The organism is Amycolatopsis sp. PSD-21 (assembly GCF_055561455.1).
Genome location: NZ_CM145712.1, coordinates 3,718,980 through 3,741,294, shown reverse-complemented (window position 1 = coordinate 3,741,294; position 22,315 = coordinate 3,718,980). Strand labels below are relative to the sequence as shown.

At 69.6% G+C, this 22,315-nt stretch carries 23 protein-coding genes; 8 read left to right on the top strand and 15 right to left on the bottom strand.

The genetic code is table 11. From position 1 onward, the window contains the following. The first annotated feature begins 3 nt into the window (after nucleotides 1-3). Nucleotides 4-1,794 carry a thiamine pyrophosphate-requiring protein gene (locus ACZ1DY_RS17705; protein ID WP_465484994.1) on the top strand — a complete coding sequence of 597 codons (1,791 nt, stop codon included), beginning with the start codon at nucleotides 4-6 and terminating at the stop codon, nucleotides 1,792-1,794. 3 nt (nucleotides 1,795-1,797) lie between these two features. Here ACZ1DY_RS17705 and ACZ1DY_RS17700 read toward each other — a convergent pair whose 3' ends face one another. The 3 genes from ACZ1DY_RS17700 to ACZ1DY_RS17690 all read right to left on the bottom strand — a co-directional run bounded on the left by ACZ1DY_RS17700 (nucleotide 1,798) and on the right by ACZ1DY_RS17690 (nucleotide 3,922). Beyond that, complete coding sequence (locus ACZ1DY_RS17700) at nucleotides 1,798-2,559, bottom strand: SDR family NAD(P)-dependent oxidoreductase (RefSeq protein ID WP_465484993.1); 762 nt, start codon at nucleotides 2,557-2,559, stop codon at nucleotides 1,798-1,800. 32 nt (nucleotides 2,560-2,591) lie between these two features. Next, nucleotides 2,592-3,191: a TetR/AcrR family transcriptional regulator gene (locus ACZ1DY_RS17695; RefSeq protein WP_465484992.1), complete on the bottom strand. Its 600-nt coding sequence runs from the start codon at nucleotides 3,189-3,191 to the stop codon at nucleotides 2,592-2,594. A 362-nt stretch (nucleotides 3,192-3,553) separates the two neighbouring features. Then, entirely contained in the window at nucleotides 3,554-3,922 is a 369-nt protein-coding gene (locus ACZ1DY_RS17690; protein ID WP_125674622.1) for a winged helix-turn-helix transcriptional regulator, read from the bottom strand. A gap of 79 nt (nucleotides 3,923-4,001) precedes the next feature. Between ACZ1DY_RS17690 and ACZ1DY_RS17685 the strand changes: the two genes are divergently transcribed. Further along, nucleotides 4,002-4,526 carry a GNAT family N-acetyltransferase gene (locus ACZ1DY_RS17685; RefSeq protein ID WP_192745067.1) on the top strand — a complete coding sequence of 175 codons (525 nt, stop codon included), beginning with the start codon at nucleotides 4,002-4,004 and terminating at the stop codon, nucleotides 4,524-4,526. Here the strand turns inward: ACZ1DY_RS17685 and ACZ1DY_RS17680 are convergent. Then, nucleotides 4,523-5,599, bottom strand: coding sequence for a TetR/AcrR family transcriptional regulator (locus tag ACZ1DY_RS17680; RefSeq protein ID WP_465484991.1), 1,077 nt, complete (start codon nucleotides 5,597-5,599; stop codon nucleotides 4,523-4,525). The two genes, ACZ1DY_RS17685 and ACZ1DY_RS17680, sit on opposite strands and share 4 nt — an antisense overlap. Before the next feature lie 106 nt (nucleotides 5,600-5,705). Between ACZ1DY_RS17680 and ACZ1DY_RS17675 the strand changes: the two genes are divergently transcribed. Further along, nucleotides 5,706-6,896, top strand: coding sequence for a cytochrome P450 family protein (locus ACZ1DY_RS17675; protein ID WP_257487560.1), 1,191 nt, complete (start codon nucleotides 5,706-5,708; stop codon nucleotides 6,894-6,896). A 26-nt stretch (nucleotides 6,897-6,922) separates the two neighbouring features. Continuing rightward, nucleotides 6,923-7,780, top strand: a complete 858-nt coding sequence (locus ACZ1DY_RS17670) for an LLM class F420-dependent oxidoreductase (protein ID WP_465484990.1) — start codon at nucleotides 6,923-6,925, stop codon at nucleotides 7,778-7,780. Here the strand turns inward: ACZ1DY_RS17670 and ACZ1DY_RS17665 are convergent. After that, nucleotides 7,755-9,152: a serine/threonine-protein kinase gene (locus tag ACZ1DY_RS17665; protein ID WP_457955645.1), complete on the bottom strand. Its 1,398-nt coding sequence runs from the start codon at nucleotides 9,150-9,152 to the stop codon at nucleotides 7,755-7,757. The genes ACZ1DY_RS17670 and ACZ1DY_RS17665 overlap by 26 nt on opposite strands. Before the next feature lie 229 nt (nucleotides 9,153-9,381). Between ACZ1DY_RS17665 and ACZ1DY_RS17660 the strand changes: the two genes are divergently transcribed. Continuing rightward, a complete protein-coding gene (locus ACZ1DY_RS17660) occupies nucleotides 9,382-10,074 on the top strand; it encodes an IclR family transcriptional regulator (protein WP_257487563.1) in 693 nt (230 codons plus the stop codon). A 337-nt stretch (nucleotides 10,075-10,411) separates the two neighbouring features. Then, nucleotides 10,412-11,974 (top strand): amidase, encoded by a 1,563-nt coding sequence (locus ACZ1DY_RS17655; RefSeq protein WP_257489709.1) that lies wholly within the window; start codon nucleotides 10,412-10,414, stop codon nucleotides 11,972-11,974. A gap of 281 nt (nucleotides 11,975-12,255) precedes the next feature. Here the strand turns inward: ACZ1DY_RS17655 and ACZ1DY_RS17650 are convergent, their stop codons facing one another. Then, nucleotides 12,256-12,795 carry a TetR/AcrR family transcriptional regulator gene (locus tag ACZ1DY_RS17650; RefSeq protein ID WP_257487564.1) on the bottom strand — a complete coding sequence of 180 codons (540 nt, stop codon included), beginning with the start codon at nucleotides 12,793-12,795 and terminating at the stop codon, nucleotides 12,256-12,258. Nucleotides 12,796-12,885: 90 nt separating this feature from the next. Beyond that, the gene (locus tag ACZ1DY_RS17645) at nucleotides 12,886-13,485 is read right to left on the bottom strand and encodes a TetR/AcrR family transcriptional regulator (RefSeq protein WP_465484989.1); all 600 of its coding nucleotides are present in this window, start codon (nucleotides 13,483-13,485) and stop codon (nucleotides 12,886-12,888) included. A gap of 37 nt (nucleotides 13,486-13,522) precedes the next feature. Between ACZ1DY_RS17645 and ACZ1DY_RS17640 the strand changes: the two genes are divergently transcribed. Continuing rightward, nucleotides 13,523-13,990, top strand: a complete 468-nt coding sequence (locus ACZ1DY_RS17640) for an anthrone oxygenase family protein (RefSeq protein WP_465484988.1) — start codon at nucleotides 13,523-13,525, stop codon at nucleotides 13,988-13,990. On the opposite strand, the gene kstD is transcribed toward ACZ1DY_RS17640, so the two are convergent. The 5 genes from kstD to ACZ1DY_RS17615 all read right to left on the bottom strand — a co-directional run bounded on the left by kstD (nucleotide 13,978) and on the right by ACZ1DY_RS17615 (nucleotide 18,966). Further along, on the bottom strand, nucleotides 13,978-15,732 hold the full coding sequence (gene kstD / locus ACZ1DY_RS17635) for a 3-oxosteroid 1-dehydrogenase (protein WP_465484987.1): 1,755 nt from the start codon (nucleotides 15,730-15,732) through the stop codon (nucleotides 13,978-13,980). The genes ACZ1DY_RS17640 and kstD overlap by 13 nt on opposite strands. Before the next feature lie 130 nt (nucleotides 15,733-15,862). Beyond that, entirely contained in the window at nucleotides 15,863-16,900 is a 1,038-nt protein-coding gene (locus tag ACZ1DY_RS17630; RefSeq protein ID WP_465484986.1) for an LLM class flavin-dependent oxidoreductase, read from the bottom strand. Further along, complete coding sequence (locus ACZ1DY_RS17625; RefSeq protein WP_465484985.1) at nucleotides 16,900-17,418, bottom strand: SRPBCC family protein; 519 nt, start codon at nucleotides 17,416-17,418, stop codon at nucleotides 16,900-16,902. The genes ACZ1DY_RS17630 and ACZ1DY_RS17625 overlap by 1 nt, the downstream gene beginning before the upstream one ends. Nucleotides 17,419-17,466: 48 nt before the next feature. Next, nucleotides 17,467-17,982, bottom strand: coding sequence for a winged helix-turn-helix transcriptional regulator (locus ACZ1DY_RS17620; protein ID WP_126730733.1), 516 nt, complete (start codon nucleotides 17,980-17,982; stop codon nucleotides 17,467-17,469). Nucleotides 17,983-18,042: 60 nt separating this feature from the next. After that, a complete protein-coding gene (locus tag ACZ1DY_RS17615) occupies nucleotides 18,043-18,966 on the bottom strand; it encodes a tetratricopeptide repeat protein (protein ID WP_465485678.1) in 924 nt (307 codons plus the stop codon). A gap of 494 nt (nucleotides 18,967-19,460) precedes the next feature. Between ACZ1DY_RS17615 and ACZ1DY_RS17610 the strand changes: the two genes are divergently transcribed. Further along, nucleotides 19,461-19,874, top strand: coding sequence for an SsgA family sporulation/cell division regulator (locus ACZ1DY_RS17610; RefSeq protein WP_034319553.1), 414 nt, complete (start codon nucleotides 19,461-19,463; stop codon nucleotides 19,872-19,874). 47 nt (nucleotides 19,875-19,921) lie between these two features. On the opposite strand, the gene fgd is transcribed toward ACZ1DY_RS17610, so the two are convergent. From fgd to ACZ1DY_RS17595, 3 genes are all read right to left on the bottom strand, one after another. Beyond that, the gene (fgd, locus tag ACZ1DY_RS17605) at nucleotides 19,922-20,926 is read right to left on the bottom strand and encodes a glucose-6-phosphate dehydrogenase (coenzyme-F420) (RefSeq protein ID WP_192745079.1); all 1,005 of its coding nucleotides are present in this window, start codon (nucleotides 20,924-20,926) and stop codon (nucleotides 19,922-19,924) included. 334 nt (nucleotides 20,927-21,260) lie between these two features. Beyond that, nucleotides 21,261-21,737 (bottom strand): DIP1984 family protein, encoded by a 477-nt coding sequence (locus ACZ1DY_RS17600; RefSeq protein WP_257487572.1) that lies wholly within the window; start codon nucleotides 21,735-21,737, stop codon nucleotides 21,261-21,263. Nucleotides 21,738-21,780: 43 nt separating this feature from the next. After that, nucleotides 21,781-22,308, bottom strand: coding sequence for a hypothetical protein (locus ACZ1DY_RS17595; protein WP_465484984.1), 528 nt, complete (start codon nucleotides 22,306-22,308; stop codon nucleotides 21,781-21,783). Nucleotides 22,309-22,315 lie beyond the last annotated feature (7 nt).

Here is a 22,315-nt window from a genome sequence, read left to right as displayed (position 1 = left end):
ACCATGAGCGAAACCGTTGCGGACCATGTTCTGACCAGGCTGCGCGAATGGGACGTGGAGCAGGTCTTCGCCTATCCCGGGGACGGGATCAACGGGCTGGTGAGCGCGTTCGGCGCGGCGGGGAACAAACCCCGTTTTGTGCAGACGCGGCACGAGGAGATGGCGGCGTTCGCCGCCGTCGGCTACGCGAAGCTGAGCGGACGGCCCGGTGTCTGCATGGCGACGTCCGGCCCGGGGGCGATCCACCTGCTCAACGGCCTCTACGACGCCAAACTCGACCACGTGCCGGTGGTGGCGATCGTCGGGCAGACGGCGCGCAGCGCGATGGGCGGCAGTTACCAGCAGGAGGTGGATCTGCAGGCGTTGTTCAAGGACGTCGCGAGTGAATACCTCGTCGAGGTGAACGTCCCGGAACAGCTGCCGAACGCGCTCGACCGCGCCCTCCGCACGGCCATCGCGCAGCGCGCGCCCACGGCGGTGATCATCCCGGCGGATCTGCAGGAGGAGACCTACCAGCCGCCGCAGCACGAGTTCAAGCACGTGCCGTCGTCCCCGCCCGACCATCCGCGGGCCAGCGTCATCCCGCCCTCGGAAGAGGTCGCCCGCGCCGCGGAGGTGCTGAACGCGGGTGAGAAGGTGGCGATCCTGATCGGGCAGGGCGCGCGCAACGCCGTCACCGAGTTGCGCGAGGTCGCCGAACTGACCGGCGCCGGCGTGGCGAAGGCGTTGCTGGGCAAGGATGTCCTGCCCGACGACCTGCCGTACGTCACCGGCTCGATCGGCCTGCTCGGCACCCGGCCGACGTACGAGATGATGCGGGACTGCGACACGTTCCTGATCGTCGGCTCGAACATGCCGTACGCGCAGTTCCTGCCGGAATTCGGCCAGGCCCGCGCGGTCCAGATCGACATCGATCCCCGGTTCCTCGGCCTGCGCTATCCGACCGAGGTGAACCTGCTCGGCGACGCGAAGGGCACGCTGCAGCAGCTGATTCCGTTGCTGGAACGCAAAACCGACCGCGGCTGGCGCGAAAAGATCGAGAAGAACGTCGGCCAATGGCAGGAGACCCTGACCCGCCAGGCGATGCTGGAGGCCAACCCGGTCAACCCGATGCGGATCGTGCACGAACTGTCCGAGCGGATCCCCGAGGACGCCATCGTCACCGCCGACTCCGGTTCGGCCACCAACTGGTACGCCAGGAACCTCCGGATGCGCGGCCGCATGCGGGGCACGCTCTCCGGGACCCTGGCGACGATGGGCTCCGGCGTGCCGTACGCGATCGGCGCGAAGTTCGCCCATCCCGACCGGCCGGTGATCGCCCTGGTCGGCGACGGCGCGATGCAGATGAACGGGATGGCGGAACTGCTGACCATCGCCCGCTACCGCGAACTGTGGTCCGATCAGCGCTGCGTCGTCTGCGTCTTCCACAACGGCGACCTGAACCAGGTCACCTGGGAACTGCGCGCCATGGGCGGCTCGCCGAAGTTCGAGCCGTCGCAGAGCCTGCCGGAAGTGTCCTATTCGGACTTCGCGCTGGAGGTCGGCCTCGGCGGGATCGCCGTCGACGATCCCGCCCAGCTCGGCGAGGCGTGGGACGTCGCGCTGTCGGCCGACGTGCCGACCGTGCTCGACGTCCGGTGCGATCCCGAGGTGCCGCCGATTCCCCCGCACGCCACCTTCGAGCAGGTGAAGGCCATGACCGAAGCCGTCCTGAAGGGCGAGCCCGACGCCTGGCACCTGGTGACGCAGGGGATCAAGACGAAGATGCAGGAGCTGCTGCCCTCGCGCCGCTGAGGCTCAGGCGCTGGCGCCGCCGTCGAGGACGATGTCGTGCCCCACGACGTACGCGGACTCGTCCGAAGCCAGCCAGAGCACGGCGGCGGCGATCTCCTCGACCGCGCCGATCCGGCCGAGCGGGATGACCGACCCGAGCCGCTCGGCGCGGTCGGCGTCGGATTCACCGGGCCGGAACGACATGCCGGTGTCGGTGGCGCCGGGGCTGACCGCGTTGATCCGGATGCCCTCGGCGATGTGGTCGCGCGCCGCGGTGCGGGTCAGCACGTCCACGGCGGCCTTCGAAGCGGCATAGGCGGCCATGCCCGGCAGGCGGTGGTGCGAGCCGATGTTGGACGACATGTTGACGATGACTCCCCCACCACCTGTCCGCATCTGGGCGATCTCGTGTTTCATCGACAGCCAGGTGCCCGTGAGGTTCGTCCGCACGACGGCGTCGAAGTCGTCTTCGTCCAGATCCGCCGCCGGCGCGGGGCTGCCGAGCACACCGGCGTTGTTGAACGCGATGTCGAGTCTGCCGTGCCGCCGCACGGTCTCGGCCACGAGACGCTCGACTTCCGCGCCGGTACTCACGTCGGCGGTCACCGCGTCGGCGGTTCCGCCGTCGGCCTCGATCTCCTTCACTGTCTGGCGGAGCTTCTCGCCGTCCCGACCGGACACGACGACCTGAGCGCCTTCGCGCGCGAAGGCCGCCGCCGTGGCGCGGCCGATCCCGGAACCTCCTCCGGTGACCAGGACGACCTTGCCGCTGAATCGCTTCCCCACAGTGTTCTCCACTTTCTGGTCCGATCGTTCTATTATGAGCGCGTGCGAGCGGCTTCGAGCACCGCGATCGCCTGCTTCGCCGTCGCCTTGGCGCGCGCCGCGGGATCCGGCCCCTTGCTCAGCACCCGCATTCCCTGCAGGACGGTGAGCAGGAAGCCTGCCAGCTCTTCCGGGTCCGCGGCGGCGTCGAGTTCGCCCTGCGCCTTCGCGCGGCTCAGCGCCATCCGAACGGCCAGCTCGAGCGCGTCCCAGCTGCGCTCGACCACCCGCGCGACCTCGGGATCCCTCGGCATCATCTCCATGGCGGCATTGACCACGAAACAGCCTTTACGACCGGATTCCCCCAGTATTTCGGCGAGATACCGGTCGATGAGCCGCCGCACACCCGCGAGCGCCGGCCCCGGGCCGGCGAAGTCCTCGACGAACCGCTCGTTGCCCCGGGCGATGTAGCGGTTCAAGGCCGTCAGGTACAGCTCGTGCTTGGTGCCGAACGTGGCGTACAGACTCGCCTTGCCGATACCGAGCTCGGCGACCAGGTCACTGACCGAGGTGGCCTCGTACCCCTGCCGCCAGAACAGTTCCAGCGCGGCTTCGCAGGCCGCGTCGACGTCGAATTCTTTCACCCGGGACACGAGAGGAGCTTAGCCGCATCTGGACCGATCGGTCAAATAAGTGCCGGTCTGGTCTTGGGTCCCCTACCCGGTCGATGAAGGCTCGGGGGCGGCGGAGGTGGTGTCGCGAAAGCCACTTTCGGGACACCAGACGTCTCGAAAGTGGCTTTCGCGACATGCTCGCCAGGGCGGCGCCGGGCCCGGCCATGGCCGACGTCGCGAAAGCCACTTTCGCAACGTTGAAGGTTGCGAAAGTGGCTTTCGCAACCTTCGAGCAGGACGAGGTGGCGGATTCAAGGAGGCGGCGAGGGAGCCGGTGTTCCCAATGCCTCAGTTGAGACGCTGAGCGCCTCAACTGAAGCATTGGGAACACCGGCGGCGGCTCAGGAAGCGGAGTCGTAGGCCGACCGGGCCTCTTCCACCTTCGGCAGGTTCTCGGTCGACCAGTCCGCGAGGGTCGCGAAAAGCGGCGCCAGGCTCCGGCCGAGGTCGCTGATCTCGTACTCGACCCGCGGCGGCACCTCGGCGTGATAGGTCCGGGTGAGCAGGCCGTCGCGTTCCAGCTGCCGCAACCGTTGCGTCAGCACCTTCGGCGTGATCGAACCGATGCGCCGCTCGAGTTCGACGAACCGCTGCCTGCCGAATTCGTTGAGCGCCCACAGGATCGGCGTGGTCCAGCGGCTGAAGACGAGGTCGACCACCGGGGCGATCGGGCAGGCCTGTTCGGGGGTCGTCGAGGCGTCGGCGCGCATGACGCCAAGGTACGCCGGGTTGCCGAGTTGTCATGATCCGGACACCCCACGGCCGCGCCGGGGCGCGTAACGTTCTGTTATGGACTTGACCACCGAAAGGCTCGTCGTCCGTGAGTGGTCCGAGGACGACGCCGAAGCCGCGCTGGCGATCTACGGCACCACCGACGTGACCCGCTGGCTCACCCCGGCGATGGACCGCGTGACCGACGCCGCGGCCATGCGTTCGGTTCTGCAGGCCTGGCAACAGGCGCAGCCGAATCTCGTGCCGCCGCGCGGGAGATGGGCGGTGCAGCGCAAGGAGGACGGCGTGGTCGTCGGCGGGCTGGGCATCCACCTGCTGCCACCGTACGAAGAGGACCTGGAGATCAGCTGGCAGCTGCATCCGGACGCCTGGGGCGAGGGATACGCCTCCGAGGCCGCCCGCGCGCTGATCGGCTGGGCGTTCACCCAGGACACGGACGAACTCTTCGCCGTCGCGCGGCCGAACAACACCCGCGCCATCGCGACCGCGAAACGGCTCGGGATGGTCTGGGTCGGGGAAACCGACAAGTACTACGGGCTTCGCCTGCAGGTGTACCGGATCCGACACACGGACACGGTCTAGGCGCTGTCCACACGGGACACTTCGCCCGAGACGGCGTGTCCCGCGCCGCGCCCGTCCGCCGTGGCGACGACGCGGCCCCGGTCGACCCGGATCGCGGCCTCGGTCTCGTCGCTGACCGCGAGCACCCCCGCGGCCGCCGCCAGTGTCCCGGTCACGTCGCACACCACGCGCAGGCGCGGCCAAGACGGCTCCGGGAAGGCCTGCCGCAGACCGCCGCACACCTCCGCGACGGTCAGCCGGGTCAACGGCACCAGCTCGGCGGGCTCACTGGTCACGACGACGACGGTGACATCGCCGTCGTGCGCCCGGACGGCCTCTTCCGCGGCGCCCAGCCGATGCGTGCCCAGGACGACGACCACGCCGTCGGCGGGTACGAAGGTTTCCCCGCGCACGAGGTCCACGGCTCCTGGCGGTGACCACGGCCGGTCGGCCGCCTGCGCCGCGGGCACGATCACCGGCGGCGCCCACCAGTCGTTGAAGGCCAGCCCCGCCAGCCGTTCACAGGCGCTCACGACGTCGAAGGGTTCGACGAGGCCCGGCGCGGCGGCCGCCAACTGGCCGGCGCCGTGCAGCGTGGTCAGCACGGTCTCCGCGAGCCGGACCCGGCGCGGGATCGGCGACCCCGGCGGCCGCACCGGCGGGTCGAGCCGTTCCAGCGCGATCCCCAGCAGCAGGCCGTTGAGCTTCACCAGCTGAGCGAACGGCCGCCGGACGCGCTCGTCCGCGAGCACCTCCGGCATCAGGTCTCGCGCGAGGCCCGCCTGATCGTCGTTCAGGGGAAACGCGGCCACTCTCACCCTGGCCAGAGCGCCCAGCGCGTCCTCGAGCGTCTCACCGGGCGCCGCGTGCGGCGCGCCCGCGGACCGCTCGGCCAATTCGGCCAGGACGGCGAAGTACAGCGCGCGTTTTCCCGGGAAGTTCGAGTAGACCGCGCCGCGGGTGAGTTCGGCCCGCTCGGCGATGACGTCGATCTTGGCGTCCCGGAAGCCCTGCTCCGCGAACTCGTCGCGCGCGGCGGACAGCACCTTCGCGCGATTGCGCTCCTGCGTCTCCGCCCTGCTCAGCCGGACCATCGGCCTCCCGTCTGCCGGCACGTTGCCCTCGGACCCGGATCAAGATACCTTGACCATTCAGATGATGAGAACATCTGATTTGAACATCCGAACTGGGAGAGCCGCTTTGTCCGAAGTTCCCGAGATCCTCCTGACCGACCCCGAGGTCCTGCGCGACCCGTTCACCGCCTACGGACCGGCCCGCGAGCGCTCCCCGATCGCCAAGCTCAGCGCCCCCGGGTTCTCCATGTGGGCGGTGCTGCGCCACGAAGAGGCGCGGAAGATGCTGAGCGACCCGCGATTCGCCTTGAGCGCGAACAGCTATCAGCACATGGACATCCCCGACCACTGCCGCCCGTACATGCGGACGATGCAGGAGGTCGAGGGGCCCGAGCACCTCCGGCTCCGGCGGCTCGTCGCCCCCGCGTTCACCCCGCGCAAGGCCGCCGCGCTCCGCCCGGGGATCGAGCGGCTCGTGGACGACCTCCTCGACGAACTCGCCGGGGAAGACCGCATCGACCTCGTCACCGCCTTCGCGCGGCCACTCCCGGTCGACGTGATCTGCGCACTGGTCGGTATCCCCGCGGCCGACCGCCCGCGATGGCGCGAATACGGCGCACTGGTCTCGGCGGGCGACGGCGCGGGGCTCGCGAAAGCGGTCCCCGGGATCGTCGAGGGCGCGCTCGCCGCCATCGCGGACCGGAAACAGGACGCGGGCGAGGACGTCGTCTCGCAACTGCTCCGGATACAGGCCGAAGACGGTGACAGGCTCAGCGAAACCGAATTGGTCGCCCTGGTCTGGCAACTCGTACTGGGCGGCCAGGTGCCCGGCAACCTCATCGCCAACGCCGTCGAAATCCTCCTCACCCACCCCGAGCAGCTGGCCCAGCTTCGCGAGAACCCGGCGCTCATGCCCGGCGCGGTCGAGGAGGTGATGCGCTGGCAGAGCCCGCAGCTGCTGACGATCCCCCGGTTCGCGACCACGGACGTCCGGATCGGCGACGTCCTCATCCCCGAAGGAGAACCTGTTACCGTCGCGATCGCGGCGGCGAACCGGGACCCGCGGGCCTTCGGGGACCCGGACGTCTTCGACATCCGGCGCGCGGCGGGACCGGCGTGGCATCTCGCCTTCGCACACGGGCCGCACTTCTGTCTCGGCGCTTCCTTGGCCAGGGTTCAGGTCGAGGTCGCGCTCACCGCGCTGCTGCGCAGATTCCCCGATCTCGCTCTCGCCGACGGCCTACTGCGGATCCCGGACCCCGGCACCTGGCGGCTGAACGCGCTGCCGGTCACGCTACATGCCACGGTTGCAAACTGAAACACGTTCTAATAACGTGAGCGGCTGTGAGACACGGGATAGTGCTGTTCACCAGTGACCGGGGGATCAGTCCGGCGGCGGCCGCCCGGGCGGCCGAAGCGGCGGGCTTCGACACCTTCCACGTGCCGGAACACACGCATATCCCGGTCAAACGGGAGGCTCCGCATCCGCGGACCGGCGACTCCTCGCTGCCCGACGACCGCTACCTGCGGACGCTGGACCCGTGGGTCGCGCTGGCGACCGCGGCCTCGGTGACCTCCCGGATCCGGCTCGCGACGGCGGTGGCCCTTCCGGTCGAGAGCGATCCGATCACGCTGGCGAAGACGATCGCCAGCCTCGATCACCTTTCGGCCGGGCGGGTCACCCTCGGCGTCGGCTTCGGCTGGAACGTCGACGAACTGGCCGATCACGGCGTTCCCGGCGGCAGACGGCGAACGGTCCTGCGCGAATATCTGGAGGCGATGCGCGCGCTCTGGACGCAGGACGAAGCCTCGTACGCGGGCGAGTTCGTTTCGTTCGGCGCCAGCTGGGCGTGGCCGAAACCGGCCCAAGCCCATATCCCGGTGATCGTCGGCGCGGGCGCGACGGAGAAGACGTTCCGCTGGATCGCGAAATCGGCCGACGGCTGGCTCACCACGCCGGGCGACACCGACATCGAGGACAAAGCCCGGCGGCTCCGCGAGATCTGGCGCGAGGCGGGCCGATCCGGTGAGCCGGAGATCTCGGCGCTCGGCGTCCGCCCCGATCCGGAGAACCTGGCCAGGCTGGAGGCCGCCGGAGTCACCGAAACGATCTTCGGTCTCCCGGACCGCTCCCCCGACGAGGTCGAGGCCTGGCTTCGGCGCCTCGCCGGGAAACTCAGCCTGCCCGCTGGGAGTCGATGAGATACCGGCCGTCCTTCTGGACCAGGACGAAGGTCTCCCTGCCGGTCGTGGTCCCGCCGGAGGCCCGCACGTAGGTGAGTGTCGCCGTCACCGTGTTGCCGGATTCGGTCACGTTCGACACGGTCACCGCGCTGAACTGCTTCCAGTAGTTCGAATACCTCTCGAAGCTCTGGTTCCTGGTCTGCTTGAAGTTGTCGCTCAGCGTCGCGAACCCGGCCTCGAGGTTCCCCGGGATGAGCGTGTAATACGCCGCGAGCGCCTGCCCCGGCGTCTGTGCCGGAGGCGGGGCGGCCGAGGACGACGAAGACGGTGTCGAGGGCGGCGCGGAAGACGGCGAAGGCGACGGCGCGACCGGCTCCGACGAGGTCGGGACGGCGGGCTGCGACTGGGAGGCCGGCGGCGGCGCCTGGCCGGACGGGGTGTCCTCGTCGCGGTTGAGCACCACGACCACGGCCGCGGCGGCCGCCGCCGCGAGCACGAGGAACACGGCGATCACGCCGACCAGCATCCCCTTGCGCGCCTTCGGCGGCGGCTCCTCGGCGACGAGTGTCGTCGGCTCCCCCGCCGCGAGCGCCCGCAACTCACGCTCGGTCTCGGCCATCGTCGGCCTGCTGTCCGGCCGGACGTCGAGGAGCCGGTTCAGCAGCGGCGTCAGGATCCCCGACTTGACCGGCGGGGTGATCTCGCCGCTCGACGCGCGGTACAGCAACGCGATCGGGTTCTCGGCCGTGCCGTAGGGCGTGCCGCCTTCGAGAGCGGTGTACAGCGTCGCGCCGAGCGAGAACACGTCGGAGGCGGAGGTGGCGTCCTCGCCGCGAGCGACCTCCGGCGCCAGGAACGCCGGCGTCCCGGAGATCTCGCCGGTCGCGGTGAGCTGGACGTCGCCCATCGCCCGCGAGATCCCGAAGTCGGTGATCTTGACGGTGTCGTCCTCGCCGAGCAGGACGTTGCCGGGCTTGATGTCACGGTGGACGATCCCGGCCCGGTGCGCGGCCGCCAGCGCCGAGCACAGCTGGATGCCGAGACGGATGACGTCGTCGACCTCCATCGGCCCTTCGCGCAGTTTGTCCGCGAGACTGGTCGAGGGCAGGTACTCCATGATGATCCACGGGCGGTCCTGCTCGTCGATCACGCCGAAGACGGTGATGGCGTGCGGATGCACCAGCCGCGCGGCGATCCGTGCCTCGCGCAGTGCGCGGTTCTTCGCCTCGTCGGCCTTCTGCTCACCGGCTCCGTGCGGCAGAAGGAGTTCCTTGATCGCGACCGTGCGCTCCAGGTTCTCGTCGCGCGCCCGCCACACGGTGCCCATGGAGCCACCGCCGACGGGCTCGATGAGATCGAACCGGTCGGCGAGGCGGCGGATCTCCTCCATTGTCGACGTCCCCCTGGAGCTGTGTCGTTCGCGCGAACCTTGCCAGCATGCCAGGAACGCGCCGGGAGGCAGGACCCGGCAGGGGGGTTTCCGGGGCGGTGTCGGTCACGTCTGCCGCTGGACCGTTCAGCGGAACCCCGCCCCATCGGCTGCCCGGAAGTTCGTATCCCGCCCCGCCGCGGGCGCACTTTACTTCTCCGGTGTGACCTGTTTCCGGGAAAGGGCGGCGATGCGGGAAACCATCGGCGGACGCGGCGTGCTCGAAGGCGCGTTCGCGTTGCTCGAAGCACTCGACGAACACGGCGGGCAGGCCGGGCTGACCCAGCTCGTGCGGGCCACCGGTCTGCCGAAGACCACCGTGCACCGGCTCCTGGACCAGCTGGCCGACCTGGGCGCGGTCGAACGGGCGGGCCGCGGTTACCGGATCGGGTCGCGCGTGTTCCGCCTCGGGCGGTTCTGGCAGCCCGAACTCCGGGACCTGGCCAAGGAACGGCTGCCGTCGCTGTCGGCGCGGATGCGCGCGAGCCTGGTGCTCGTGGTCCCGAGGGAGGGTCGCGCGCTGGTCGCCGCGGGCGCCGTCCTGCCCGCCGACGACGTCCCCGCCTGGCCGGGCCGCGCGCTTCCGCCGGGAACCGCCGCCGGACGGCTCCTGGCCGCCCATCACCCGGCGCTCGCCGAACCGGACACGGACGCGCTGGAGATCCGCGAGGCCGGCTACGCGACCGAATCGGAGACGATCACGGCGGGGCTCTGCTGCGCGGCCGTGGGCATCAGGACCCCGGACGGCCGGGTCGGCGCGGCACTCGCCGCCGTCCTGCCCGCCCGCCGCGACCCGGTTTCGGCGGTGGCCGGGCTGACGAGCACCGCGCGCTCCTTCGGCACCGCGCTCGCCGAATGCGCACGGCGGAACCGGGCCGGATGATCGGCGAACCGCGAACAAAAACCGATCAACGCGAAACCGGAGGCCGAGCCGAAATCAGGCGGAATATTTCCGACGGAATCACGAATATCGCCTCACCGTGCGTCCGCGACCGGCGCCGTACAGTGCCGAATCCGGGATCTACAGGCCGTTTGCGTGACCGATCGCCTACCGGACCGGCGTCGCCGCGTCGATCAAATCACCGTTTCCCCGTTTTCCACGGCGGTTCCGAACCTCGGCCGCGCACGTACTGTTCAGGAATTCTTTCGGACAAGGAGGGAATTCCTTGAGAAGACATTCCTGGAAAAGGCGGGGTGTGGCCGTCGCCGCGTTTCTCGTCATGGTGTCGGCCGCGTCGGCCACCACGGCCGTCCCGGCGTCGGCCACGGGAGCCGCCGGCCGCCCCGTGGTGGCCGGGATCGACCTGGAGCGGGCGACGATCCCCGACCTGCAGCGGGCGATGCGCTCCGGGCGGCTGTCCTCGGTCCAGCTGACCGCCTTCTACCTGCAGCGGATCCGCAAGCTGAACCCGACGCTGCACGCGGTGCTCACCACGAACCCGGATGCGCTGCGGCTCGCCGCGGAGAGTGACCTGCGGCGTCACCGGCACCGGACGAAGGGTCCCATGGACGGGATTCCGGTGCTGCTCAAGGACAACATCGACACCGCGGACCGGCAGCCGACCACGGCGGGCTCGACGGCGCTGCTGGAATCCCGCCCCTACCGCGACGCCGGGGTGGTCGAAAACCTGCGTGAGGCCGGCGCGGTCATCCTCGGCAAGGCCAACCTTTCGGAGTGGTCGAGTTACCGCTCCACCAGCTCGTCGAACGGCTGGAGCCCGCTCGCCGGGCAGACCGCCAACCCCTACGTCCTCGACCGCAACCCGTGCGGTTCGTCGTCCGGTTCGGGGGTGGCCGTCGCCGCGCATCTGGCGACCGTCGCCGTGGGGACCGAAACGGACGGTTCGATCAGCTGCCCGTCCGGCGCCAACGGCATCGTCGGGGTCAAGCCGAGCCTCGGGCTCGTCAGCCGCAGCGGGATCGTGCCGGTGTCGAAACAGCAGGACACGGCCGGCCCGATGGCGCGCAACGTGGTCGACGCCGCGATCCTGCTCGCGGCGCTGAACGGGGCGGACCGGCGTGACCCGATCACCGTCGACGCCGCCCGCCAGTCACTCGACGACTACACGAGATTCCTGCGCCCCAACGCTTTGCGCGGAAAGCGGATCGGCGTCTGGCGCGAGGTCTACACCCCGGACGAGACGACGAAGGCGGCGTTCGACCAGGCGCTGACCAGGCTCCGGAAGCTCGGCGCGACCACGGTCGAGATCACCATCCCCTATCTGGACGTCATCGCGGCCAACGAGTTCCCCGCGATCCGGACCGAGTTCAAGCACGACATCAACGCCTACCTCGCATCCACCGGCGGCAAGCACCCCGCCGACCTGGCCGGGCTGATCCAGTACAACCTGGACAACGCGGCGATCGAAATGCCGTACTGGACGCACAACCTGTGGGACCGGTCGCAGGCGACCACCGGCGATCTCAACGATCCGGCGTACCGCGCGATGCGGGAAGCCGCGACGAGCGCCGCCCGGCGGGGCCTCGACGAGACGCTGCGCGGGGAGAAGCTGGACGCGATCGTGGCGCCGACGAACAACGCCGCGTGGAAGACGCAGCTCGGTGTCGGCGACGGCGCGCTGCTGATCGACTCGTCCGGGCCGGCGGCCGTGTCGGGCTACGCCAACATGACCGTGCCGATGGCGTACGCGGGGCCGTTGCCGCTGGGGTTGTCGATCATGGGCGGGCGGTTCAGTGAACCGTCGCTGCTGGCGATCGCTTACGCCTTCGAGCAGGACACGAAGGTCCGGCGGCTGCCGACCTTCATTCCGTCCATCGGCTGAATCGAGGGTGGGGCGCGGCAAAGGTGGCGGCCGTGCCCTGCTGCACGGGGTTGGTTCGAAGCTTCGTGGCACTCGCGATCGATCGCGGAGAGCCCACCCCTCGCCCTTATGACTACTAGACGTGACCCGTGGGCAGACAAGTGCTACTGCGAGTGAGGGGTGTGTGGGAATAGAGACGTTCAACATCCCTATTTCCACACACCTCACGTACATGGGGGCACTGTGTGGGTTTCTGGTCATCCAACGCACCAAAATCCACACACGGACGCATCCACCGGTCCTTACCCGACCAGCAGCCCGAGGCTGCGCTCCACTTCCGCGACCGCGGCTTCCCGCTCGACGTGGCCGTCGATCACGAGCGTCGCCAGCCCGTGGAGCAGGCACCAGAGCGTGACGGCGAAACCGCCAGGATCGTTCCGCTCCCCCACCCGGTCGGCCAGCAGCGCACAGGTCGCCCGGTGGGCCTCGGCCAGTTCCGGATACGCGGCCCGGTCCCCGATGCCGGCGCCCGCCATCAGGCGGTACAGCGCGGGATGTTCCAGTGCGAAGCCGAGGTAGGACCGGCCGAGCGCGGTCACCGTCCCGGCGCCGCAGTCACGCAGCCGGTCTTGTACTTCGGCGTGTCCCTCCAGCGCGACCGCCACCAGCAGCGCGTCCTTGTCGCGGAAATGCCGGTACGGCGCCGCGGTGGACGCACCCACCTTCGCGACCGCTGCGCGCAGACTCACTCCCTCCGGACCTCGTTCGACGAGGAGCTCCCGTGCGGCGAGGACGAGCGCACGACGAAGATCCCCGTGGTGATAGGCACGTTTGATGATCATGGCGGACCCCCCAGCCCTTGATGCCACGCGAACGCCCCACCTTAACGGGTGCGGAACCGGCCGTGAGCGCTTCGGGGCGTTCCGTGTCCGTCAGTCCCGCCGAGCGGTACCACAGAGCCGCAGCACGCTCTCGGCGAGCGCGTCGACGCCGTCGACGAGGGTCAGCTGCTTCGCGTCCACCGCCTGTCCGGCGGCGTGGCCGAGCGCCACGATCGCGCTGACGAGCCAAGGGTTCGCGAGCCGCCGGTCGAACTCGCCCGCGTCCTTGCCCCGGGTGAGCAGCCGGTCCAGATGATCGGACACCGCCGAATGACGTTCCCGGTCGGCTTCGGGGTCGTTCTCTTCGGCGGCACCGGCGGGCAGCCGCGGGTAGCGCCGGAACATCCGCCAGCCGACGTCGAGCAGGCGCAGCATGGCGTCGGCCGCGGGCCCCTCGTCGAGCCGCGCCGCGGCCATCTCGTTCGCGGCCTCCTCGGACACCGCGTCGATCACCGCGCTCAGAAGCGCCTCGCGGGTCTTGAAGTGCGCGTAGACGGTCTGCCTGCTCACCCCGGCCGCTCTCGCGATGTCCTCGACGCTCGCGTGGGCTTGCGTACCGAGAAGTTCCCTGGCCGCGGCGAGGATCGAAGCGACACTGCGGTCGGCATCGGTCCGCCGTCGCCGCTGCCGCCCGTCGGCTACCTCAGACATGTTGTCAACCTTAACCCAGGTCACTATGTTTGACAGCATGTCAAAGATAGGGTTCGTAACCGGCGTCGCCCTCCTGTCGACGGGACTGCTCGCGGGGGCGTTCGGCTACGGCATGGTCAACGTCGCCGCCACGTTCGACGTCGTCCCGCTCGACGTGCGGCTGACCTTCCACTCCGCGCTGATGCAGCGGAACGGCGTCGTCATGCAGACCGCGATGGGCCTCGCGGCGATCAGTTCCCTCGCGCTCGCCTTCCTGAGCCGAGGCCGGGCACGACAGCTGGCCGGCGTGGCCGCGGCGCTGGTCGTGATCTCGTTTCTGGTCACCCGCTTCGGGAACGTGCCCATCAACGGCCGGATCAAGGTCTGGGCGGCCACTTCCGCACCGGCCGACCACGCGGCGATCCTCGATCAGTGGGAGACCTTCAACGTCGTCCGGACCGTCGCCGCGCTCGCCGCTTTCGTGCTCGTCATCGCCGTTTCACGGCTCAAGAATCAGCCCGGCTGATCCGCGAGATCGTTCGCCGCCACGTACCCGAAGGTCATCGCCGGGCCGATCGTCGACCCCGCCCCCGCGTAACTGTTGCCCATCACCGCCGCGCTGGCGTTCCCGGCGGCGTACAGGCCCGGGATCACCGAGCCGTCCGCCCGCAGGACCCGCGCCCGCGCGTCGGTGCGCATCCCGCCCTTGGTACCGAGGTCGCCCGGGACGATCTTGAAGGCGTAGAAGGGCGGCTCCCAGAGCGGCGCGAGGCACGAGTTCGGGAGGACGTACGGGTCGGTGTAGTAGTGGTCGTAAGCGCTGGCGCCCCGGCGGAAATCACTGTCCACACCGGACAGTGCCTGCCCGTTGAACCGCGTGACCGTGGCACGCAACGCCTGCGGCGGGACGCCGATCGCGCTGCCCAGCGACTCCACGGTCCACGCCTTCTTGACCGCTCCCGACGAATACCACTCGCCGGGAAACGGCGACAGCGGCGCGACGTCGCGGAAGAGATACCGGTTGCGGTAGTGCTGATCGACGACCAGCCACGCGGGAATGGTGGGCGACGTCGGGTTCCGGTCGTACATCGTGTGCACGACGTCGCTGTAGGGCGCCGCTTCGTTGACGAACCGCTTGCCCGCCGCGTCCACCATCAGCCCGCCGGGCAGGGTCCGCTCGGCGAGGCAGAAGTACGGCTCGCCGGGGAGCGGGATCGCCGGCCCCCACCAGGCGTCGTCCATCAGGTCCAGCGCCGCTCCGGCCCGCTTTCCCGCCAGGATCCCGTCCCCGGTGTTCGACCGCGCGCCGACAGTCCATTGTGTACCGATGGGCTGGCGCTGGTATTCCGCCCGCATGGCGGCGTTGTGTTCGAACCCGCCGGAACCGACGATGACGCCGCGCCGGGCTTTCACCACGCCCGCCGAGACGGCCACGCCGGTGACCTTCCCGTTCTCGATGACCAGATCGGTCAGCGGCGTGTTCAGCCAGACCGGGACACCGGCGCGCTGCAATCCGGCCCGCAGTCCCGCGGCCAGCGACTGGCCCATGGTGAGCGGTTTCTGTCCGGCGAGGGCGGCGGCCGTGCCGCGCGCCAGGCAGGCGGCCGCCACTGCGGCGCCTTTCGGGTTGACCGCGGCCAGCGCGAGCCATTTGTAGTCGGCGCTGAAGACGACCATCCCCGCGGGCGTGGCGAGGTAGGGCGGGTTCAGATTGGCCAGTTCGGCACCGAGGATGTTCCCGTCGAGCTGGTCGGGTTCGATCGAGCGGCCGCCGGGCATCCCGCCGGGCAGTTCCGGGTAGTAGTCGCTGTAGCCCTCCATCCAGCGGAACCGCAGCGGGCTGTTGGCCATCACGAACGACAGCATCGCCGGTCCGTTGGCGAGGAAGGCCCGCTGCCGCGAGGCGGGGATCGACGGGCCGACCACGGCGGCCAAGTACCGTGCGGCCTCTTCCGGTGTGTCGCGGACGCCGGCCTCGGCCAGCACCGAGTTGCACGGAATCCAGATCCCCGCCCCGGACCGGGCGGCCGAACCACCGAACTTCGCCGCCTTCTCCAGCACCACGCAGCTGAGCCCGCGTTTCGCCGCCGTCAGCGCGGCGGTCATCCCGGCCGCGCCCGCCCCGACCACGACGACGTCGTACTCGCCGAGCACCACTGAGGCTGCCGCGGCGGCCGAAGCCGTCCCGCCCAGCGGCAGTCCCGAAGCGAGCGCGAGCCCGGTGCCGAGCAGGACCTGGCGCCGGGACAGACCGGAATCGGGACCCATGAATCCTCCTCGCGTGGGGATCGAGCGAGGTCATGTTCTCCAGCCGAAGGCGAAAGTGAAACAAGTTCTACCCGCTTGGAGCAGGCGGGACCCGCCGCGCTCGGCCGGTCACCTCAGCCGGCACGGGCATTCAGCCCAGCGCGCGGACCAGGTCCAGCGCGCGTCCGAGGGTGGCGAGCCGGTCGGCGACCGTCTCGCCCGCCGGGTACAGCCGGACCGTGTCGACCCCGGCGTCCCGCCAGACGCGCAGCCGTTCGGCGACCATCGGTTCGGTGCCGATCAGCGTCGTGCCGAGCACCATCTCGTCGGTCACCAGTGAGGCGGCGCCCTCCCGGTCGCCCGCCTGCCAGCGTTCCCGCACCGCCGCGGCCGCGTCGGCCCAGCCTTGCCTGCTGTAGGCGTTGTTGTAGAAGTTCGTCTTCGCCGAACCCATCCCGCCGAGGCTGAACGCGAGTTCGGCCTTGCGGCCCGCGACCATCCCGCGCAGCTCGTCCTCGTCCGCGGCGAAGGCGACCTCGGCACCTTGGCAGACTTCGAGGTCCGCCCGCGATCGGCCCGCTTTCGCCAGGCCGGCGTCGAGATGCGAGAAGTAGGCCTGCGCTCCCTCCGGGACGAAACTGGTGCCCAGCCAGCCGTCCGCGATCTCGCCGGTCAGCTCCAGCAGCTTCGGCGAGAGCGTGGCCAGATGGATGGGGATGTCCGGATTCGGCGCGGTCGACAGCCGCATCGGCCTGCTCTCGCCCGGCAGCGGGATCTCGAATTCCTTACCGGAGAACGAGATCTTCTCCCCCGCGAACGCCTGACGGATGATCGCGACCGTTTCCCGCATCCGCGTCAGCGGCCGGGCGAACGGAACCCCGTGGAGCCCCTCGATCACCTGTGGCCCCGACGCGCCGAGCCCGAGGACGAACCGGCCGCCGGAGAGCTCCGAGAGGGTCAGCGCGGTCTGCGCGATCGCCACCGGGGTCCGGGTGCCGAGCTGGATGATGCCCGAGCCGAGCCGGATCCGCTCGGTCCGCGCCGCGAGATAGCCGAGCACGGACGGCGCGTCCGAACCCCACGCCTCGGCGACCCAGCATTCGCCGAGACCGAGCTTTTCGGCCTCCAGCACGAAACCCAGCGTCTCCCGCCAGCCGCGGGACGCCTCGACCGTGGTCGCCGTCCGCATCAGGTGCCGTCCGCCTCGGCGCGCTCCTTGATCGCCGCGAGGGTCCCGGTCATCGCGTTCTCGAACTCGCGCAGCCGGACGAAGACGATCTTCTCCTCCTTATCCGGCATCCGGTCGATGGCCAGCGAGAGACCCGACCGTCCCGGCCCCATCCGCATCCACTGCCGGAGCTTCGTCCCGCCGTTCTCGGGCTCCAGCGTGAACCGCCACAGCGCGGTCGGCGTTTCGGGATCCTGCACCGCCCAGGCGAAGACACGCGGCGCCTCGCATTCGACGACGTACGACGTCGTCTCCCATTCGCCCAGCGCGTCGTGCTTGCTGTGGCCGACGAACCGCCTGCCGACCGCGGGCGCGTCCTCCGCGCCGTCGCACCACTCGACCGCTTGGACTTCCTCGCTCATTTCCGGCATCAGGCGCACATCGGACACGATCGACCAGACGCGCTCCGGGACCGCGTCGACCCAAGCCTCGACCTCGACTGTCGGCCCGTCGGCGTACTTGGCGCCCGTCCACTCCATCGTGGTCACCCTCCCATGCCTGTGACCTCGATAGTTGCGTAGATGGACTCAGGTTGTCAAACCCTCCTGCGCGGCGAATCGCCGTACGACGTCGGGCCGGCTCGCGAGCTTCGGCGGATAGCCCGCGCCGATCCGCGCCCGGGTGTTCTCCGCGGTGAGCGGCCGGGCGCAGTGTGCGCAGACGACCTCCGCGTGGGTGTCGTGCCCGCAGGTCTCGTGGTGGAGGGTGATCGGCGGCCCGTCGTCCCCGGAGAGCCAGCGGTCGCCCCAGCGCGACATGGCGGCGAGCACCCCGTAGAAATCCGAGCCCTTCTCGGTCAGCACGTAGTCGTAACGGACGGGGTCGGCCTGGTAGGCGCGCTTTTCCAGCAACCCCTCCGCGACCAGGCGGCGCAGCCGGTCGGCGAGGGTGTTCCGCGCGATGCCGAGCTGCTGCTGGAACTCGTCGAACCGGCGGATCCCGTAGAACGCCTCCCGCAGGACCAGCGGCGTCCACCAGTCGCCGAGCAGGTCCATGGTGCGCGCGATCGAACACGGCCACTGCGCGAACGAAGTCCGTTTCATACCCGCGAGCCTACGCCCGGCGTAATTGATCCGGTCATTCCTCCACCCATTCTCCGGCGCTCAGGCACTGGCGCGGAATGTTGCGATCCGGTCAAGGATATCTCGCGCGTTAATATCGCCCATCCGCTTCCGCACGCTTTCCGACAGTGGCCGTAAACGATCTCTTGTCCGCGCGGAACGGATTCCGTCCGCGAGGTCCATCGCGGCGAGACCGACCTCCGCCGCCCGGTCGAGATCACCCTCCAGCGCGTGGTCGACAGCGAGCCAGATCATCGTCAGCGACCGGCTGCGCATCATGTCCGGCCCGTAGCCGTCGATGGCTTCGGTGAGCGCCGGAATGGCTTCCCGGCTGTGGCGGACGTCGACGAGCCTGGCGAGTTCGGTGCGCACCGTGCCGATCATCGCGGCCAGGTCGGTGGCCGTGAAGAAGGCGGACCACGACGGGACGGTGTCGCCGACCGAGTCCGCGAATTGTTCCGGGGCAAGGGAAATCTTGTCGAGCGCCTGGCGGACGTCACCGAGCAGCGCGTAGGCCCATGCCTCGTTCGCCGACAGGATCGCCTGCGACAGCGGCCGTCCGGCGCGGCGTGCCGCGACCTGTCCATGGCCGAATTGTTCGAGCGCCTCCGAAGGCGACCGGTGATGCAGGTACATCCGGCCGAGCCGGTAGCGGATGTTGGCGAGGAGGTCGTCGTCGCCCGCCTCCGCCGCGAGGTCGAGCGCGCGGCGGAAGTGCCGCTCCGCCCGTACGGGACGGCCCGAGTCGAATTCCGTCCAGCCCTTCAGGTTGTGCAGATCCGCGACCACCCCGGCCAGCCGCCGGGCCACCGGGTCGGACATCATCCCGCGCCGCAGCGCGGCACCGTAGGGCTCCAGCACGCGTAGCAGCTCCCGGCAGGATCCGCCGCCCTCCCGGTAGTCGCGCGCCCGGAGCGCGGCGATGACGCCCTCCAGCCGATCGATGTCGGCCTGCCCGACGCGCATCGGGAGCCGGTCGATCACGGCGACGCCCCTGGACGCGGGGTACGGCAGGCGCGGCCCCGGAGCCAACAGCCCGCGTCACGCCGAGTGAGGCCGACCCGGGGAATGACGACGGTGATTCGTACACCCATTACCGCTCCTCCCTATCCGCAACGACCAAGCTCGCCGAGGTCCAGGACGGAGCCACGCCGGTCTCCTGGAAACATTTGAACGACGCGTGCTGATGTTAAACCGCCAACAATACGGATTCACTCCGCCAAATGGCTGCCCATATTTCCTTCATCGGAATATGCACGTGCGAAGTCACTTTCTTTTGCACGGCTGATCGCCTTTTCCGCTTGCTCACCGCACGTGCCCGTCGAAGACGGTGCGTGAGCACGTGAGACCCAGCTCTCAGCCGAACGTGTGAACCTTGTCAACTCGGGTCACGAAAAGGCTTCACATTGCGTTATCCATAGCTGAAGATCAACAGCAACCGAACGTAAGGGGCTGAAGCATTGGACAGGGAAAGCGACCTCATCCGGGGGACGATCGTCTTCGGCCTGCGCACTTTCGGTGCGGACCCGCTCCCCGTGCGGGCCGACCTCGAATACGACCCCGAAGACCCCTACGCCGTCGTGGTGGCCTACCACTCGGGCGGCGGGACGGTGCGCTGGATGTTCGGCCGTGATCTCCTCGCGGACGGCCTCCTCACCCCATCGGGTGAGGGCGACGTGATCATCAGCCCGGCCGACGACACCTCGATCGTGATCTTCGCGCTCAGCGCGCCCGACGGCTGCGCGGTCCTCGAAGCCCCGGCGCAGGAGCTGGCCGAGTTCCTCGACCGCACCTACGACGTCGTGCCCGCCGGATCCGAGCCGGAATGGTTCGACTTCGACCAGGAGATCGGCAAGCTCGTCACCGAGTCCTGACCGACCCATGGCGGCACCGTCCGCGCGATGCCGCCATCCGCGCCGGGTCAGCCGAGTTCGCGGAGCCCCGGGACGACCTGCTCGGAGAAGGAGCGCAGGAACCGCTCCTGGTCGTGGCCGGGACCGTGGAAGACGAGGTGGTTGAAGCCCGCCTCGACGTACGGCTTGATCTGCTCGACGGCGTCCGCCGGGTCGGAAGTGACGATCCAGCGGCGGGCGACCTGTTCGATCGGCAGCGCGTCCGCGGCCTTCTCCATCTCCGCCGGGTCCTCGATACCGGCCTTCTGCTCCGGCGTCAGCGACAACGGCGCCCAGAACCTGGTGTTCTCCAGCGCCTGCGCCGGATCCGGGTCGTAGGACAGCTTGATCTCGATCATCTTGTCGATGTCGCCGGTGCTCCGGCCCACCTGCTCCGCGCCTTCCGCGACCGCGGGAAGCAGCTTCTCGGTGTAGAGCTCCATCCCCTTGCCGCTGGTGCAGATGAAGCCGTCACCCTGCTTGCCGACGTACTTCGCCATCACTGGGCCACCGGCCGCGATGTAGATCGGCACGCCGCCCTCGGGGCGGTCGTAGACGGTGGCGTCGGTGGTCTGGAAGTACTCGCCCTCGAACGTGACGCGCTCCTCGGACCACAGCTTGCGCATCAGCTCGATCGCCTCGCGCAGCCGCGCGAACCGCTCCTTGAACGCCGGCCACTCGATGCGGGCGACCGCGACCTCGTTGAGGGCCTCACCGCTGCCGACGCCGAGCAGCACCCGGCCCGGGTACAGGCTGCCGAGGGTGCCGAACGCCTGTGCCACCACGGCCGGGTTGTAGCGGAAGGTCGCCGTCAGCACGCTGGTGCCGAGTACGACCCGCTCGGTGCGCTCGCCGACCGCCGCCATCCACGCGAAGGAGAACGGCGCGTGCCCGCCCTGGTGCCGCCAGGGCTGGAAATGGTCGCTGACCATCACGCTGTCCAGCCCGACCTGCTCGGCGAGCACGGAGTACTCGACGAGGTCGCGCGGGCCGAATTGCTCGGCCGACGCCTTGTAACCGATCTTCAGTGCCATCCGGGGTCACCACCTGGGCTCTTGGGGGTTGTTCCGCTGTTCACCTTGGCACAGAGTCGATCAGCTCCGCCCATGCCCCGACGAGGTGAACAGTGTCGGGAACACCACTGTGTCACCGGGAATGCGCGTGGAAAGACCCCGTACCCGCCCTCGCCTTCCGGGACCGGCACGTGGTGATGAACTGTGCCGCTTGCGCCGTCACCTGTGCGTGGTGCTGGGCGGAGTCGTGATCGGGGAGTCGAACCCCACGCTGCCCGCCACGTACCAGGCGAGCCGGAGTACCGCCGGCCCTCGGCTTGTGCCCGCTTCCCGGAGGGCTACCTGCTTCCCACGTTCAGTCCAGGAGGTCGGTCTCCCAGTTGGTGCGCTGGATCCCGACGTCGACCGTCCGGATCTCCCCCGCGACCCGGTCCGCGCGCGACCGCAGCTCCGCGACCGGGAGCGCGGAGAGGTACCGCAGCTCCGACCGGAGCTGACGGCCGTAGCCGCCCTGGTTGCGGCCCGCCGCGGCGTCGGCGGCCGCGGTGAGGACGCCGTGCCGGAGCCGGAGGACGTCGCGGCGCGCGATCGCGTCGGTGATCGTGCCCTCCCCGAGCGGGGTCGCGGCGTTGGTCCGGTTGATCCGCCGGATCAGCGACTCCAGTTCGTCCAGCGCGGTTTCGGCTTCGACGAGCAGGGCGGACGCGTCTTCCGACGGTTCCTCGCCCTCCTGGTGCCGCGCGTTGTCGACGATCCGGGAGCGCAGCGCCTCCACCTTCTTGGTCGCGTCGGCGCGCAGCGCGAGCGCTTCGGCCAGTTTGATCCGGGACATGCCGGGAAGTATCGCCAGGATCGACGGCCGCCGCACCCGGTTTTCAGCCCGCCACGGAATGCCTGCGGTAAGAGGAATCCGGCTCGGTGAACTCGATCCCGTTCTCGTCCAAGGCGTTGAAGACGGTGAACCGGCCGCGCGGGAAAACGAAGCCGACCGCGACCATGCCGTTCGCCATGTCTCGCGTCGCGCAGTCGAGCAGCTCGACGTCCTGAAGCACCTGACCCTCCAAAGCGGACAGTTCCGGGAAGACATCCTGCCGCCATCGCAACGGGCTCGGCTCGGCCGGATCACCCCAATCCCATGAGGACTTCCCGTACGGGTCGATCGTGTTCCAGGTCAGCGAAAGCTCGTCGAACTTCCAGTGCGTGATCTCCAGCCGCTCGGCGCCGAAGTCGACCACGACGGGCGCGTCCGAGAGCCACTCGTCGTATTCGACGAACCAGGTGAGGTGGGCGTGCCGCAGCCGCTCGCCCACCAGCGCGCGCAAACGATCCCCGTGCGCCCTCCGGATCGCCTGGAGTCCGGAGAGCCACACGGGTTCGTAACCTTCGATGTCGAAGAACGCCACCGAAGGA